14 protein-coding genes are annotated in these 16,078 nt (G+C 47.3%); all 14 read left to right on the top strand.

What is annotated here, in order from left to right:
* Positions 1–31: 31 nt before the first annotated feature.
* Positions 32–1,291 (top strand): lipopolysaccharide biosynthesis protein, encoded by a 1,260-nt coding sequence (locus AB4N64_RS16860; RefSeq protein WP_460117033.1) that lies wholly within the window; start codon positions 32–34, stop codon positions 1,289–1,291.
* A 78-nt stretch (positions 1,292–1,369) separates the two neighbouring features.
* Positions 1,370–2,641, top strand: coding sequence for a hypothetical protein (locus AB4N64_RS16855; RefSeq protein ID WP_460117032.1), 1,272 nt, complete (start codon positions 1,370–1,372; stop codon positions 2,639–2,641).
* 27 nt (positions 2,642–2,668) lie between these two features.
* Positions 2,669–3,811 (top strand): N-acetyl sugar amidotransferase, encoded by a 1,143-nt coding sequence (locus AB4N64_RS16850; protein WP_460117031.1) that lies wholly within the window; start codon positions 2,669–2,671, stop codon positions 3,809–3,811.
* Complete coding sequence (hisH, locus tag AB4N64_RS16845; RefSeq protein WP_460117030.1) at positions 3,808–4,422, top strand: imidazole glycerol phosphate synthase subunit HisH; 615 nt, start codon at positions 3,808–3,810, stop codon at positions 4,420–4,422. Before AB4N64_RS16850 ends, hisH begins: the two co-directional genes overlap by 4 nt.
* A 1-nt stretch (position 4,423) precedes the next feature.
* On the top strand, positions 4,424–5,206 hold the full coding sequence (locus AB4N64_RS16840; protein WP_460117029.1) for an AglZ/HisF2 family acetamidino modification protein: 783 nt from the start codon (positions 4,424–4,426) through the stop codon (positions 5,204–5,206).
* Positions 5,207–5,245: 39 nt separating this feature from the next.
* Positions 5,246–6,280 carry a polysaccharide biosynthesis protein gene (locus AB4N64_RS16835; RefSeq protein ID WP_460117028.1) on the top strand — a complete coding sequence of 345 codons (1,035 nt, stop codon included), beginning with the start codon at positions 5,246–5,248 and terminating at the stop codon, positions 6,278–6,280.
* Positions 6,281–6,283: 3 nt separating this feature from the next.
* Positions 6,284–7,402, top strand: coding sequence for a UDP-2-acetamido-2,6-beta-L-arabino-hexul-4-ose reductase (gene wbjC, locus AB4N64_RS16830; RefSeq protein WP_460117027.1), 1,119 nt, complete (start codon positions 6,284–6,286; stop codon positions 7,400–7,402).
* Between the two features lie 23 nt (positions 7,403–7,425).
* Positions 7,426–8,556, top strand: coding sequence for a non-hydrolyzing UDP-N-acetylglucosamine 2-epimerase (wecB, locus tag AB4N64_RS16825; RefSeq protein WP_460117026.1), 1,131 nt, complete (start codon positions 7,426–7,428; stop codon positions 8,554–8,556).
* 14 nt (positions 8,557–8,570) lie between these two features.
* On the top strand, positions 8,571–9,824 hold the full coding sequence (locus AB4N64_RS16820) for a glycosyltransferase family 4 protein (RefSeq protein ID WP_460117025.1): 1,254 nt from the start codon (positions 8,571–8,573) through the stop codon (positions 9,822–9,824).
* Positions 9,824–10,789: a UDP-glucose 4-epimerase family protein gene (locus tag AB4N64_RS16815; protein WP_460117024.1), complete on the top strand. Its 966-nt coding sequence runs from the start codon at positions 9,824–9,826 to the stop codon at positions 10,787–10,789. The genes AB4N64_RS16820 and AB4N64_RS16815 overlap by 1 nt, the downstream gene beginning before the upstream one ends.
* Positions 10,789–11,808 carry an MraY family glycosyltransferase gene (locus tag AB4N64_RS16810; RefSeq protein ID WP_460117023.1) on the top strand — a complete coding sequence of 340 codons (1,020 nt, stop codon included), beginning with the start codon at positions 10,789–10,791 and terminating at the stop codon, positions 11,806–11,808. The genes AB4N64_RS16815 and AB4N64_RS16810 overlap by 1 nt, the downstream gene beginning before the upstream one ends.
* A gap of 93 nt (positions 11,809–11,901) precedes the next feature.
* Positions 11,902–13,911: a polysaccharide biosynthesis protein gene (locus AB4N64_RS16805; RefSeq protein ID WP_460117022.1), complete on the top strand. Its 2,010-nt coding sequence runs from the start codon at positions 11,902–11,904 to the stop codon at positions 13,909–13,911.
* A gap of 314 nt (positions 13,912–14,225) precedes the next feature.
* Complete coding sequence (locus AB4N64_RS16800) at positions 14,226–14,711, top strand: hypothetical protein (RefSeq protein ID WP_460117021.1); 486 nt, start codon at positions 14,226–14,228, stop codon at positions 14,709–14,711.
* A 32-nt stretch (positions 14,712–14,743) separates the two neighbouring features.
* Positions 14,744–15,748, top strand: a complete 1,005-nt coding sequence (locus AB4N64_RS16795) for a hypothetical protein (protein ID WP_460117020.1) — start codon at positions 14,744–14,746, stop codon at positions 15,746–15,748.
* Positions 15,749–16,078: the final 330 nt, after the last annotated feature.

Here is a 16,078-nt window from a genome sequence, read left to right as displayed (position 1 = left end):
AACTATGGTGATGATCATACTAGTTGGTAACATGCTGAAGGAAAATATATTCCGTTGTATCAATATCGTTCTCCGCGGTATGACATTGGTCAGTAAATTCATATTGATTTTTTTTCTGGCAAAATTTCTGGTATCCGGCGAGGTTGGTTTATTTGGACTTTTGTCAGCGACCGTCGGGTATGCACTCTATGTAGTCGGCTTCGAGTTCTATAATTTCTCGACGCGTGAAATGATCGGTGAGGAACCAAAGCGCTGGCTTGGGATGATCAGAGATCAGTTGGTTCTTTATATCATTTTGTACGTCGTATTCTTGCCATTCGCACTATTTGTTTTCTTCAAGGGATGGCTGCCTTGGACGCATGTTTACTGGTTTGTCACGTTGGCACTGCTTGAACATATCGCCCAGGAACTCAATCGGATATTAGTGGCTGTCTCGGAGCAGTTGCTCGCCAGTGTAGTGTTGTTCCTGAGAAGCGGCGCCTGGTGCCTGGTCGTTGTCGCTGTGATGTGGGTCGATCCCGCGTCACGTAACTTAGAGTTCGTATTAGGAGGTTGGGTTCTCGGTTGTTTTTTTGCTTGCGCCATTGCGATCAAAAAAGTCTTAAGCTTTGATAAGGCTTCATTGAAAGACTCAGTTAACTGGAGTTGGATTGCTAGAGGAATAAAAATTGCCATTCCGTTGCTTATCGCAAGTCTTGCAATAAGAGGAATATTTACTTTTGATCGGTATTGGGTAGAAAGTGTATCTGGATTGAGTGTTTTGGGGGCGTATGTTCTTTACGTCGGTATGGCAACTGCCGTTCTATCCTTTATAGACGCGGGTGTGATTGTGTTTTTTTATCCGAAGTTAGTGTCTTCCGCAAAAAAAGGTGATACGTCTGGTTTCAAGAAAGATATGAAAGATCTGACCATTAATATTGTTGGTGTTACAGCTTTTCTTATTTTAGCTTGCTATGGTGTGAGTGGCTTCGTTTTACAGTGGTTGAATAATTCTGTCTATTCTGAAAATGTCAGTATCTTGTATTGGCTGCTGGCGGCGATTGCCATCTATTCAGTCAGCATGATTCCGCATTTAGGGCTCTATTCCTTCGGTTACGATACGGCTATCTCCTATAGTCAGGTGGCAGGTTTTTTTGCATTTCTGGTAGTTGCATATCTTTTTAGTAATAAAGTAGGGGTGGTCTCCATACCGTTAGGTATGTGTGTCGCTTTTACGCTGATATTGGGTTGGAAGTATTTTGCTTACTGGGCAATGCTAAGAAAAAAAACCATGCTTGAGACGACGCTATAAAGTAAGTAATGGTTATTTCCTGGCGCGCGGCGTAGGGCATGCATACTCTTATTTTGAATTTATGTTGGTGGTTTGTTAATGACTGAACAAGGATTGAGGTTCATTGTTGAATATATCCGGGCTACGGAAAATGAAATCGCGATAGATTGCAGTGTCTATACGCTTTCGAACGTTTTGCCAGAACAGTTAAATTACGTTCCGAGGCCCGCCAAGATCCTGAATAAATTCGCTGGGAATAGAAAAATCTTCAAACTGCTTGTGAGTGTGTTCAAAACAACGTGGCGCTTCGGTGGTGCTTCGTTGTATTTTTTGTATGAGATGATTATTTTTTATCGTCATTCCTTGCGATGCAGCGATCAATTAGGATCAAGTGCTGATGCTGGTGATTACGCCCTGGCATTTTCTTCGCGTGCTGGGGATATCTTGCAGTCGTCAATCCTTGGGTTAGCGCCGAAGTACTGGATTACATTTCCATGGGCGCCCGTAAATCGTCAAAAGCTTAGTGGGCAACATGTCGACATTTTCTCATTACTCGGTGCGAAAGACTTTATACGTGCTTTCAAGTTAGCAATAACAGCGTCCAAGAAGCTGGCGTATCGAAAACAGACGAAAAACTGGATTTTACAGAGCTATACCGCATTTCGATGGTTCGCCGTCAGAATCGCGCTTGATAAACTCAGTATACAAAAGCTCGTGATTGCCGAGCATTACGATAGATGGGCTGTCCTAGCAGATAGAGTTGCCGCAGAAAAGAATGCCTCATTAGTTATGGTTCAGCACGGGGCGCTTTCTGGGTTGACGTTATCAGAACATGAAACCCAAGCAAGGTTGCCATTCCGCCTTGCACATCGTCTTTCCAGTGTGAAGCAACTTTTCGTTTATGATGAATCATCCCGTTCGATCTTTGCAACGGATATTCTATCGGCTGGATGCATTGCCAAGGGTGTGGCAGTCAACTATTTTCAGCCCATAATTGAACTCACTCGCTTTTCATCTAAAAATGCAGTCAGTATTCTATTTGTAGGGCACCCAATTTGTGAGGCTCTGCATATTTATATGTTTAAAGAGTTGAGCCGGGAATATAGCGTAAGTTTTTATTATAAGCCTCATCCAACCGCCGGTGTCAGTGACTCAGTAAGAAAACAAGGCTGGCATGTCATTGAAGGTCGAAGCTGTTTTCCCGAGGTCGACTTTCTGATTGCTTACCCGTCTACACTTGTGAGTGAGTATTCTACATCGGGCATTTCTGCGGTGCTCCATTCCATGAATCAGGACAAGGATTTTTCCGCTGGCCTTCTAGGGTCAGTCAAGTCAAAATTGGACGCGCTTGCTTGTGAAAAATTGGTGTGAGCATGGTTTTCTTTTTCTGGGGTGGATATGAGCAATAAAACGTATCAAGTGTGTTCTCGCTGCATCATGGATAGCAGTGATCCACATATCCATTTTAATGACCAGGGATTGTGCGATTACTGCGTGAATTTTGATTCGGTCATCAAGCCAAACTGGCACCCTGACGAGCGGGGCTACGCTGAGCTCATGAAGCTGAGCGAAAAGATCAAGAAGGATGGTCAGGGTCGTGACTTTGATTGCATCATTGGTCTGAGCGGGGGCCTGGATAGCTCCTACGTAAGCTATATAGCCAAAGAAAAAATGGGTTTGCGACCGTTACTCTTCCACGTAGATGCTGGTTGGAATACGGATCAGGCGGTAGGGAATATCGAAAAGCTGGTCGATGGGCTGGGGCTTGACCTCTATACTGAGGTGATCAATTGGGAGGAGATGAAAGATCTGCAGGTGGCCTTTCTCAAGGCGCAGATTTCCGATCAGGATCTTCCCCAGGATATCGCATTTTTCTCTGGACTTTATAAGTTTGCTAAAGCACACAAGATAAAATATATCTTAACAGGTGGTAATTTTTCCACGGAATGTTGCCGAGAGCCGGAAGAGTGGGGTGGGTACCCCGGTATAGACAAGCGGCTCATCAAGGATATTCACTCGAAGTTTGGACGACGCGCACTCAAAACTTTCCCAATCGTGGATATTCTTTCCTATAAACTTTATTATCGATTCTTGTTAGGAATGAAAGTTGTAAAGCCGTTGAACCTGATTCCATATGTGAAGCAAGATGCTGAGAGCCTTCTAAGTGACTTGTTCGGGTGGAAGAAGTTTCAACATAAGCATCACGAGTCGCGGTTTACTCGGTTTTATGAAGACTTCTGGATGCCCAAAAAGTTCGGCTTTGAAAAGCGAAGGGCGCACTTTTCAAGCTTGATTATGACGGGGCAAATGACCCGCGATGCAGCAATTGCGCGGATTGCAAAGCCAGAGTTGGATGAGCAATTTTTAAAGTCTGAATTTGAATACGTGGCTAATAAGCTAGATCTTACAGTAGATGAGTTGCAAGCGATATTTGATGGGGAAAACAAAACCTGCTCTAATTATAAGAGCAAACGGTTCTTGATTGGGCTCGGTTCACGTGTGATGAGTGCTATTGGCCTGGAGAGAAGATTGTTCAGATGATCACGATCATTGATTATGGATTGGGTAATATTCAAGCTTTCGTGAATGTGTACAAGCGACTGCACATTCCTGTTGCGGTTGCTAGGTGTGTTGATGATCTTGAGGGGGCGCAAAAGCTCATTCTGCCCGGGGTAGGTGCATTCGATCATGCCATCGAGCGCTTGAACGCATCGGGGATGCGACCGGCACTTACGGAATTTGTCCAAGGTAGAAAAGTCCCGGTTCTTGGCATTTGCGTTGGGATGCAAATTCTCGCCGACTCCAGTGACGAGGGTACCTTACCTGGCTTAGGGTGGGTGCCTGGTAGCGTTCGGTCCTTCAAGTCGATTCCCAAGTTAAAGGATTTGGCTCTTCCTCATATGGGGTGGAACGATGTTAGCCCGACGACAGGCTCAGCGCTCTTCAAGGGATTTGAAGCGGAAGCGCGTTTTTATTTCCTTCACTCATACTTTTTTGATTGCGTTGATCCAGAACATGTTGCTGCGACTTCTTCTTATGGTCTGGATTTCAGCTGCGCGGTCAGGGCCGGAAATGTATATGGCGTCCAATTTCACCCCGAAAAAAGTCATCATTTTGGGGTGGGCTTATTGAAAAATTTTGCGGAGCTATAACATGCTGAGGCCGAGAATAATTCCGTGCCTTTTGATCCAGGAAAGTGGCTTGGTCAAAACGGTCAAATTCAAAGATGCCAAGTATGTCGGTGATCCTATCAATGCCGTTAAAATATTTAACGAAAAGGAAGCCGATGAACTGATTGTCATCGATATCGACGCCACTGTTAACGGTGCAGAGCCCAATTACAAGCAGATAGCCAATCTCGCCGCCGAATGCCGTATGCCACTTTGCTATGGCGGTGGAATTCGGACAGCTGATCAAGCTAAGAAGATAATTGCGCTGGGGGTTGAAAAAGTGGCTATCAGCTCAGCTGCCCTTGATAATCCCCACCTTATTTCGCAGATTGCTGAGGAGATCGGTAGTCAGAGCGTCGTAGTGGTTCTGGACTACAAGCCCCGTTTACTTAGTAAAAATCACGATGTTTGGACTCATAATGGTAAACGCAATACGAAGCGTAACGTATTGGAAGTTGCGGTCGAGGTTGAGAAGCTTGGCGCAGGCGAGATTGTATTAAATTCGATCGAGCATGATGGCCGGATGAAGGGTTACGACGTCAGCCTCGCGCGAAAGCTTCGTGAAACAGTGCATATACCCATCACGGTGCTGGGTGGCGCGGGTTCGCTTGAAGATATGCGTGATGTCGTAGCTGCATGTGGGGTTGTGGGCGTCGCGGCGGGAAGCCTCTTTGTATTTAAGGGGCCTTATCGTGCCGTATTGATCAGTTACCCATCGAGCCGTCAGAAAGACGAACTTATTTATTCAGCATTGCGATCTGAATGATTCATTCGCCGTCGCACGCATTGATTCAGGACTTAACTTATGTTTAGCGGAAGAAAACTACTCATCTCGGGTGGTACAGGTTCATTTGGGAATGCTGTCCTAAAGCGTTTTCTCGAGACCGACATTGCTGAAATTCGTATTTTCAGTCGGGACGAAAAGAAGCAAGATGACATGCGTAAACGTTATGCCAATTCCAAACTTAAGTTTTACATCGGTGATGTCCGAGATTATCAAAGCGTCCTGAATGCAACGCGAGGCGTTGATTATATATTTCATGCGGCCGCACTCAAGCAGGTTCCTTCCTGCGAATTTCACCCGATGGAGGCAGTAAAAACTAACGTCATCGGTACTGATAACGTTCTTGAAGCCGCTATTCAGAATGAAATCAAGCGAGTGGTTTGTTTGAGTACTGATAAAGCTGTTTACCCTATTAATGCGATGGGTATTTCCAAAGCAATGATGGAAAAGGTGATGGTTGCAAAGTCGCGAAACGTCGATGAAACCAAGACAGTTATTTGCGGCACGCGCTATGGAAATGTAATGGCGTCGCGGGGGTCCGTTATACCATTGTTCATTGAGCAAATTCGGGCGGGCTTGCCGTTATCGATTACAGACCCAAACATGACACGCTTCATGATGACGTTGGCAGATGCCGTAGATCTAGTTTTGTACGCCTTTGAGCATGGCAATAATGGCGATTTGTTCGTGCAAAAAGCTCCAGCCGCGACAGTCGAGACCCTTGCACGTACCTTGACCGTGATGCTTGGTAAGCCGGAGCACCCTATTCAGATCATAGGCACACGACATGGTGAAAAGCTTTACGAGGCGCTGCTCAGTCGAGAGGAGATGGCCTGTGCTGAAGACATGGGCCAATATTACCGCGTTCCGCCAGACCTGCGCGATCTCAACTACAGTAAATATGTTGAGCAAGGTGAGGAAAAAATCTCCAGCACGGAAGATTACAACTCGCACAATACGGTACGATTGGATGTCGAGGGAATGAAAAATCTTCTTCTTAAACTGGATTTCATGCTCGCAATTCAGCGTGGTGAACACGCTATTCCTGAGGAATAAGGCATGAAAGTATTGGTCACCGGTGCAAACGGATTTGTAGGGAAAAACCTTCTTGCGCATCTTCGAGTGCGGAGCGACATCCAGATTTTCTCATTTTGTCGGGAAGACAGTATTGAACAATTGAGGTCGCTGGTTTCTGAAGTGGATTTCATTTTTCATTTAGCCGGAGTTAATCGACCACAAGATCCGGAGGAGTTTAAGGCGGGTAACACTAACCTGACACACGATTTAGCCGATGCAATCATAGCGAGTGGCCGTCAAATTCCACTGTTGTACACCTCCTCAATTCAGGCTGAGTTGGATAATGCATATGGCAACAGCAAGAGAGAAGCGGAGAAAGCCTTAGCTGAGCTTTCGGATAAGTATGGTTCAGCTGTTTATCTTTTTCGCCTTACCAATGTATTTGGCAAGTGGGCAAAACCAAACTATAACTCCGTTGTAGCGACCTTTTGCCACAATATCGTCCATGGGTTGCCTATTGAAATAAATGACCCGGGCGCGTTGGTGAACCTAGTATATATAGATGATGTTATCGAGAAGTTTTTATCCGTTATGGATGGACGCTATCTCGGTCAAACCTTGATCAAGGTAGAGCCGCAATATTCGCTCACAGTTGGTGAGCTATCAGTACAACTGCATGCATTTCGTGAAAGCCGATATACCATGGTAACCGAACCTGTCGGTACCGGACTGGTGCGAGCGCTTTATTCTACCTACCTGAGTTATTTGCCGACAAAAAAATTTACTTATGAGGTCCCCAAGTATGGTGATCCCCGCGGTGTTTTTGTAGAGATGCTCAAGACCCGTGACGCGGGTCAGTTCTCCTACTTTACTGCTCATCCGGGAATTACGCGCGGTGGTCATTATCATCACTCGAAGACCGAAAAGTTTCTGGTGATCAAAGGGAACGCCTGTTTTCGCTTCCGCCATATTATGTCTGGTGAGTTTTATGAGTTATTTACCACGGGAGACAAGCCTGAGATCGTGGAAACCGTGCCTGGATGGACCCATGACGTAACCAACGTGGGAGCTGAGGAAATGATCGTTATGCTATGGGCGAACGAGGTATTTGATCGCGAGAGGCCGGACACTTTCGCGCTTCCAGTCGGCACTCAGCCGTAAACCTAGCCATGAAGAGAGCGGTAATGAAAAAACTCAAGATTGTCACCGTCGTTGGCACCCGACCCGAGATCATTCGTCTGTCTCGGGTCATGGCCGCGCTGGACAAGCACTGTGACCACGTACTGGTTCATACCGGGCAAAACTATGACTACGAACTAAACGAGATTTTTTTCCAGGATCTGGGCATTCGCAAGCCCGATCATTTTCTCAACGCGGCTGGTGCCAGCGGCGCTGAAACTATCGGAAACGTGATTATTTCGGTCGACCGAGTCCTTGCAGAAGTTGCGCCTGAAGCCATCCTGGTTCTTGGGGACACCAACAGCTGTATGGCGGTGATCCCCGCAAAGCGGAGAAAGATACCCACTTTTCATATGGAGGCGGGAAATCGCTGTTTTGATATGCGCGTTCCAGAGGAGATTAACCGTCGTATCGTCGACCATACTGCGGATATCAATCTCACCTATAGCACCATCGCTCGCGATTATCTGCTGCGAGAGGGGCTAAATCCGGATATGGTTATCAAAACCGGCAGTCCGATGTTTGAGGTTCTTAACCATTTCCGGGACGGCATTGAATCATCTGATGTGTTGGAGCGTCTGTCACTGGCTTCCGGTAATTTTTTTGTAGTCAGCGCACATCGCGAAGAAAATATTGATTCGGATAAAAATTTCCTCAAGCTGGTTGCCGTGCTGAATACCGTCGCCGCTCATTATGGATTGCCGGTTATCGTTTCCACACATCCTCGAACGCAAAAACGCGTCGACGCGATGGGGGTGACCTTTCACGAGAATGTTCGGTTGCTCAAGCCGCTCGGCTTCAAGGATTACAACAAGTTGCAAATTGAGTCGAAGGCGGTTTTGTCAGACAGCGGTACTATTAGCGAAGAGTCTTCAATCTTGAATTTCCCGGCGCTCAATATTCGCGAGGCCCATGAGCGCCCTGAGGGCATGGAAGAAGCTGCCGTAATGATGGTCGGGCTGGAAGTAGAGCGAGTACTGCAAGGATTAAAAATTCTGGAAAGTCAAGATCGTAGTGATTTGCGAAGCCTCCGATTGGTAGGTGATTACAGCATGCCAAATGTTTCCGATAAATTGGTCAGAATTGTTCACAGCTATACTGATTATGTAAATCGCGTGGTTTGGAAACGGTATTGAGTCGAGATTCAGGAATGTCCAATAACAATTTAAGAATCTTGATCGTCTCTCAGTACTTCTGGCCAGAAAATATGCGAATCAACGATCTGGTTCGTGACTTTGTGGATAAAGGGCATGACGTAACGGTCCTTACAGGATTGCCAAACTACCCAGAAGGAAAAATTTACGATGCATATACATCTGACCCGGCTAAATTCACACAGTTTGGTGGTGCGAAGATAGTCAGGATTCCGTTGGTGCCACGTGGTAAGCGAAGTATTAGCTTGATTTTAAATTATTTGTCTTTCTTTATCGGTGCATCATTTTTAGGCCCGATTAAGCTGAGGAAAAAAGATTTTGATGCTATTTTCGTCTATGCCGTTTCACCTATCATGGCTGCTATTCCTGCGTTGGTAATTGGCAGATTGAAAAGGGCGCCGGTTTTCATCTGGGTTCTCGACCTCTGGCCGGAGACTCTCAAAGCTGTGGGAGTGGTGAAACACTCAGTACCACTTGCCTTGGTTGGCCGAATGGTATCTTGGATTTATAACCGAGCCGATTATTTGCTATTGCAGTCGCACGGGTTTTTCGACAACGTTAAAAAATACTGTACGAAAAAGATCGACTCCAGTCGTTTGCAATATTTTCCTAGTTGGGCTGAGGATGACTTTTCGTCCCCAGCGTCCATCGGCTCGAACTTGTTGCCGCGTGACGAGTCCGTCTTCACCATCGTATTCGCCGGCAACCTCGGTGAAGCGCAGGATCTTCCAGCTGTTCTTAATGCTGCTGAAATATTGACCGACGAGTTGCCCATCCGCTGGGTTTTTGTTGGGGATGGTCGCATGAGCGGATGGCTAACTGAGCAGGTCGAGTCGAGAAGCCTGAGCAATGTATTGATCCTGGGCCGTCATCCGCTGGAGGCCATGCCCGCGTTATTTGCTGATGCTGATGCGCTGCTTGTTTCCCTCAAAACGAATGACGTTTTCGAAAAAACGATACCTGGCAAGGTTCAGGCCTATTTGGCGTCGGGGCGACCGCTACTTGGCATGATCAATGGCGAAGCCGCACGGGTCATCAACGAATCTGGTGCCGGTCTCTCGTGCCAGTCAGGTGATGCCGAAGGTTTGGCACGCATAGCATTGGCACTAGCGAAGACGGAGCCAGAGCAATTGAAACTCATGGGCCTGGCGGGGAGAAGGTATTACGAAGCGAACTATTCAAAAACCGTTCTGTTGCAACGGCTGGAAAATATGTTCCGCGCTGCTACTTTGCGTAAGGTGACCAGGTGATGGCGCAATCCGTTTTAGTGACTGGGGTTACTGGGTTTGTCGGTGGCGCGATTCTTCGTCGCATAATCAGCGAAAATAGATACCCTGTAGTGGCGGCGCTGCGTGACCATTCTCCCTCGCTTGTTGAAACGATCGATACCGTGCGTTTTGCGACTTTGGATGGAGCGACTTCGTGGGAGGGATGCTTTGCCCATACGAGGGTAGTGATCCATTCTGCCGCTCGCGTGCATGTCATGAATGACACAGAAAGAGACCCACTGTCTGCTTTTCGCGAAGTAAATGTGGAGGGCACCATCAATCTCGCCCGCCAAGCATTTGCCGCTGGCGTCAGTCGCTTTATCTACATCAGTTCCATAAAGGTAAATGGTGAGGGTACCGCTGAGTCCCAACCGTATGAGGCAGATGACCTTCCATCGCCCGCAGATCCTTACGGTGTATCCAAGATGGAGGCTGAGATAGCCTTGCGCGAGTTGGCCGCAGAGACGGGGCGCGACGTTGTGATTATTCGTCCCGTGCTGGTTTACGGTCCTGGTGTCAAAGCTAATTTTTTGAATATGATGCGTTGGTTGGATAAGGGCATTCCCCTGCCATTCGGCGCTATTCGCAACCGGCGCAGTCTGGTGTCAATTGACAACTTGGTAGACTTGGTCCTGACTTGCGTTGAACATCCAGCCGCCGCTAATCAGACGTTCCTGGTTAGCGATGGCGAGGATTTGTCTACGACCATGCTGCTGAAGAAAATGTCGCAAGCTTTGAATGTTCCGGCACGCCTTGTGCCGGTTCCAAGCTGGGTACTGCAAGTCGGTGCTGGTTTGCTGGGTAAAAGAGCGCTTTCTCAACGCCTCTGTGGATCCTTGCAAGTAGATATATCCAAGACTCGTTCGCTTTTAGGCTGGGCACCTCCAGTTAGCGTAAATGCAGCTCTCAAAGCAACCGCGTTGCACTTTCGGGAACATCAAAAATAATGAACTACGGTTGGATGATTCCAGTTATTGCTGCGTTTTCATTTGTGTTGACTGCATTCCTTCGCAGATACGCGCTGGCTAAAAGCATTATTGATGTTCCGAATAATCGGAGTTCACATTCGATGCCTACTCCTCGAGGAGGCGGTGTCGCGATCGTCCTGGCATTTCTCGCCGCGTTACCATTTTTGGCGGGGGGCGAACAGGTGTCTTGGCAAATGCTGGTTGCGCTCGCTGGAGCCGGCGCTTTGGTGGCTGTCGTAGGGTTCATGGATGATCACAAGCACATCCCGGCACGATGGCGCCTCCTTGGACACTTCAGCGCCGCGATATGGGCGCTTTTCTGGATCGGAGGGTTACCGCCGCTGATCGTCTTCGGAGCGGGTGTGGATCTCGGACTTTCGGGGCATATCCTAGCGGCTGTATATCTCGTGTGGATGCTCAATCTTTATAATTTCATGGACGGCATTGATGGAGTCGCCAGTGTCGAGGCGATCTGTGTCTGTCTGAGTGCCTGCTTGTTATATTGGTTGGGCAATGTCGACAGTATGATCTGGCTTCCGTTGACACTCGCCGTCTCGGTCGCAGGCTTTCTGTTCTGGAATTTCCCCCCAGCGCGTATTTTCATGGGCGATGCTGGGAGCGGTTTTCTCGGGGTTGTGCTTGGCATTATTTCTCTGCAAGCTGCGTGGTCTTCTTCACAGCTATTTTGGGCTTGGTTGATTTTGCTCGGCGTCTTTATCGTCGATGCAACGTTTACATTGGTTCGTCGCATGTTCAGGGGAGATAAGGTCTACGAGGCCCATCGCAGTCATGCTTATCAGTTTGCCTCTCGCAGGTATGGCAAGCACCTGCCGGTAACCCTTGCCATCGGTGCAATCGATCTCTTTTGGCTTTTGCCCGTAGCCCTTTGCGTCATTCTTTTGGGGCTGGATGGGTTTACAGGGGTAATAATTTCATACGTACCGTTGATTTTTCTGGCGGTCAAATTTAACGCTGGGTCTCGCGAACTGGAAAGCTGATATTAGTTGATGAGCTCGGGTATTTTGGTCTTACGTATTTAATCTATCAGCAATCGAAGGCGCAGGGAGAAAGACGGGTGTTCGGAGGATTTTATGGATAATTTGCGAGCTTTCTTGTTGGGATTGTCCCGCCGGTATAAGCGTATTATACAGTTGACCACCGACGTGGTTCTGGTCTGGGCAGCCTTGTGGATGGCGTTTATCGTCCGTTTAGGTATAGATGAATTAATCGACCCGTTCTCGCAGCATCTGTGGTTATTTCTCAGCGCACCCTTGGTCGCAATCCCACTTTTCATCCGTTTCGGAATGTACCGTGCCGTCATGCGCTACTTTGGGAATGACGCCCTGATTGCTATCATTAAGGCCGTCAGTTTGTCGGCACTGATATTGGCACTAGTGGTATATGTGTACAGCAACCATCAGCGTGTGGTTCCCCGCTCCATTATCTTCAATTACTGGTGGTTGAGTCTGATAATGATCGGGGGACTGCGCTTGGCGATGCGTCAGTATTTTTTAGGCGATTGGTTTACCGCTGCTCAGCATGTCCCCTTTACTAATCGGGATGATGGTTTACCGAAAGTAGCTATCTATGGCGCCGGTGCTGCGGGTAACCAACTTGTTGCGGCACTACGCATGGGACGAGCCATGCGCCCGGTAGCATTTATCGACGATGACAGCACCATTGCTGACCGGGTTATTTCTGGGTTACAGGTCTATGAGCCGAAGCATATCCAACAGATGATCGACGCCACGGGGGCTCAAGAAATTCTTCTTGCGATTCCTTCGTCTAATCGTGGTCGACGTCGTGAGATTCTCAGTTTCCTGGAAGGCTTCCCGCTTCATGTACGTAGCATTCCGGGATTCATGGACTTGGCAAGCGGCCGGGTTAAGGTCGATGACATTCAGGAAGTGGACATCGCCGACTTGCTCGGACGGGATTCTGTGCCTGCACAAGCTGAGTTGCTGGAGCACTGTATTAGAGGAAAGTCTGTGCTGGTAACCGGTGCCGGAGGTTCAATCGGCTCAGAACTCTGTCGACAGATTTTGGTTTTACGACCTACGACGCTTTTGCTTTTCGATCATAGTGAGTTCAATCTTTACAACATTCTGTCAGAGCTTGAGCAACGTGTAGATCGAGAGTCGTTGTCAATAAAGCTCCTACCAATTCTTGGATCCGTCCGCAATCCGAAAAAATTACTCGAAGTTATGAAAACGTGGAGTGTGGATACCGTATACCACGCGGCCGCCTATAAACATGTGCCTATGGTTGAACACAACATAGCCGAGGGTGTACTGAACAACGTAATTGGTACGCTGAATACTGCCCAGGCAGCTTTGCAAGCTGGTGTAGCGAATTTCGTGCTGATCTCCACTGACAAAGCGGTTCGCCCGACAAATGTTATGGGAAGTACGAAGCGCCTGGCGGAATTGGTTTTGCAAGCGCTCAGTAGGGAAATCGCTCCGGTTCTATTCGGCGACACTTCCAACATATCCCGGGTGAATAAAACTCGCTTCACTATGGTGCGTTTTGGGAACGTACTAGGCTCCTCTGGCTCGGTTATCCCTCTGTTTCACCAGCAAATCAAGTCTGGCGGGCCATTGACAGTTACGCACCCCAAGATCACTCGTTACTTCATGACTATCCCCGAAGCCGCTCAGTTGGTTATTCAGGCTGGGTCTATCGGCCTCGGTGGGGATGTTTTTGTATTGGACATGGGCGAACCAGTTAAAATCGTCGAACTGGCAGAGAAAATGATTCATCTATCTGGACTAAGCGTTCGTTCAGAAAGAAATATACATGGAGATATGGCCATCGAGTTTACGGGGCTTCGTCCGGGGGAGAAGCTTTACGAAGAATTGCTCATTGGCGATAACGTCGTGGCGACCCAGCATCCAATGATTATGAGCGCTCACGAAGATTATTTGCCATGGGACGTATTGAAAGCGAAATTGGACGAGTTAGTTACAGCGGTTGAGAAAGACGATTACACGCGGGTTAGACAGCTGCTGCGTGATACTGTCAGCGGCTATTCGCCAGAAGGCGAGATTGTTGACTGGATATATCAGCAACACCGTCTGGAACCTGATACTCACCTGCGTTAAGCGTGTGTACAACTGATGATATTCGGAACTCTCTACGACAGTTTAATATCATGTCTGTTTGACTGTTTCACCGCTAATTTCCGCAGGTCGTGATGGTGATGTGGGCTACATTCATGGCCATTTTGCTTCTCTACGTTATCTAAAGGAGCGATTGCGGGTCAATATGGCTAATCTGTAAGCAGATCAGGTTTGTAACGTGTGCCTGAATGGGGATACAGTGAGGATGTGCGTTGTCTCAGCACTGGCGAGTGGTTCATAACTAAGTTATTGACAGAACATTTCTGTCTTTCGCTGCCGAATGAAAAGGAAAGATCTTGGCGTTTTTTGAAAAAATACATTTTAGTGCTGAACAAAAATTCATTGTCTTAGCAGCTTTTCTGTACTCACTAATGCACGTCGGCATATTCTTCATTTCTGATGCGGTATATTTCGACGACTGGGTCGTTGTTGATTCTTCCAGTGAAACAATACTGAATATCTTCCAGCAAGCAGGCGCCATGTTTAATTTGGTTGGCTATCTACATGTCGGTTTTGTCAGTATGGGGGTGTGGAGTTATAAGTTTTTGACGTTTGTACTAATGGCGGTGGCGGGTCTTTTCCTCAACGAAGTGCTCAAGAGAAATGGCACGTTTGGATGTCAAACACGCTGGTGTGTCATCCTTCTGTTTTTGCTACTTCCATTTAATATGGCGCGTGTGCCGCTAATCGACTTTCCTTATACAGCCTGCTATGTGATGTTTTTCGGCGCATGGCTGGCTATTGATCGATATCGAGTTTTGTCCGCCATTCTTTTTTTCTAAGCTTTAATACAAACTCGCTACTTGTTTTTTACGTGTTGCCGATACTCGATCTGTGGTATCGCTCTTCCGAGCGTCATTCTCTTTCGACGTTGATTAAAGTCGCTTTGGCACGCTGGGAATTAATGGTTATTCCGTTCCTGTTTTTTGGGGCGAAGTTCATGTTCTATCGGCCAGAGGGTTTTTATGCAGGATATAACCAGAGCTATAGTCTGAAGGTGATTCCCAGTATGGTCGCGGCTCAGATTAGAGATATTTTTGATTTGCACTTTAATAGTAGTGTCGTTCTAGCACTTTTTCCGCTCGTGTTTTTTTTATTGTGGAAATTATTTTCCTCGAATGGAAAAAAGCAGAACACCCTTTCGCATTTGTGGTATCTGGCGCTTGGGGGCATGGCTAGTGTTCTCGCTTGTTTGCCTTATTGGATTTTAGGCTATACCCCGACGTTCTCAGATTGGACGTCAAGATATCAACTTCTAATGCCGCTAGGCGCTGCTTTGTTAGTTTCTGCAGGGCTAATGCTTCTTCCTAAATTTTTTAAAGTTATCTCGCTTTCTATTGTTTTATCAGCATGCATTAGTTATGGGGTGAGCGGATATTATCATTTCTATATTGATTGGCAAAAGCAGCTTATTCTCCTTGATGAGTTCAGGAAAGATCCCGTAGTTTCTGAAGCCAACCTTATATTAATTAAAGATCGAACCAAAGACCTGGGTGCTTTCGGCCGCACATATCGTTTTTATGAGTGGAACGGTTTGTTGGCGCGCGCGTTGGGGGATGACCGTCGGTTCGGTTTGGAGTTGGGGGAAGTAAGTAAATACGCTAAGGGTGATTTTGATAAGTTTTTCGTAACTCAGTATAAGTCGGGCAAACATGTCCGCAGTGCTGAGGAGGCCGTTGCCATAGTACAACTGAATCTAAAGGCTGAAGATGGAGAGGGTCTATGGTCGCGCCTCGCCCCCAAAATCGCTTACAAATCCCGTATTCTTAGCAAAAAAGAATGGGTGGATCTGAGCTCCAGCGAGGCAGTGCCCCTATAAACTAGTCGACTAATACAGAGCTAAAAGGCTGTATTCTCAAAAATCGTTAGTCAGGCCGCACTGAGGTGAGTTGCCCTTCAGTACATCGATAACAGGGTGTTGTTGATGTACTGGTAGACCTACCTGTAGCCGGAGATGTGGGAATGGGCTCTGGCTAGCAAACTCCTGGCTTTCATGGAGTCAGTCGCTCTAGCGTGGCGTTCCGGTGATTAGTGAAGTGGTATTTAGTGGGAGGTCAAGACGATTGCATTTTTCCAAATTTCGTCGGAAAGAACAATCTGCTTTTTGCCACGCGACCACCATTTCAAGAGAAGCAGCGCATGAGCCTTA

It is taken from the genome of Pseudomonas sp. S2_C03, assembly GCF_054668405.1.
The sequence above is the reverse complement of the archived record's forward strand: the minus strand, read 5'-3'. Positions and strand labels throughout refer to the sequence as shown.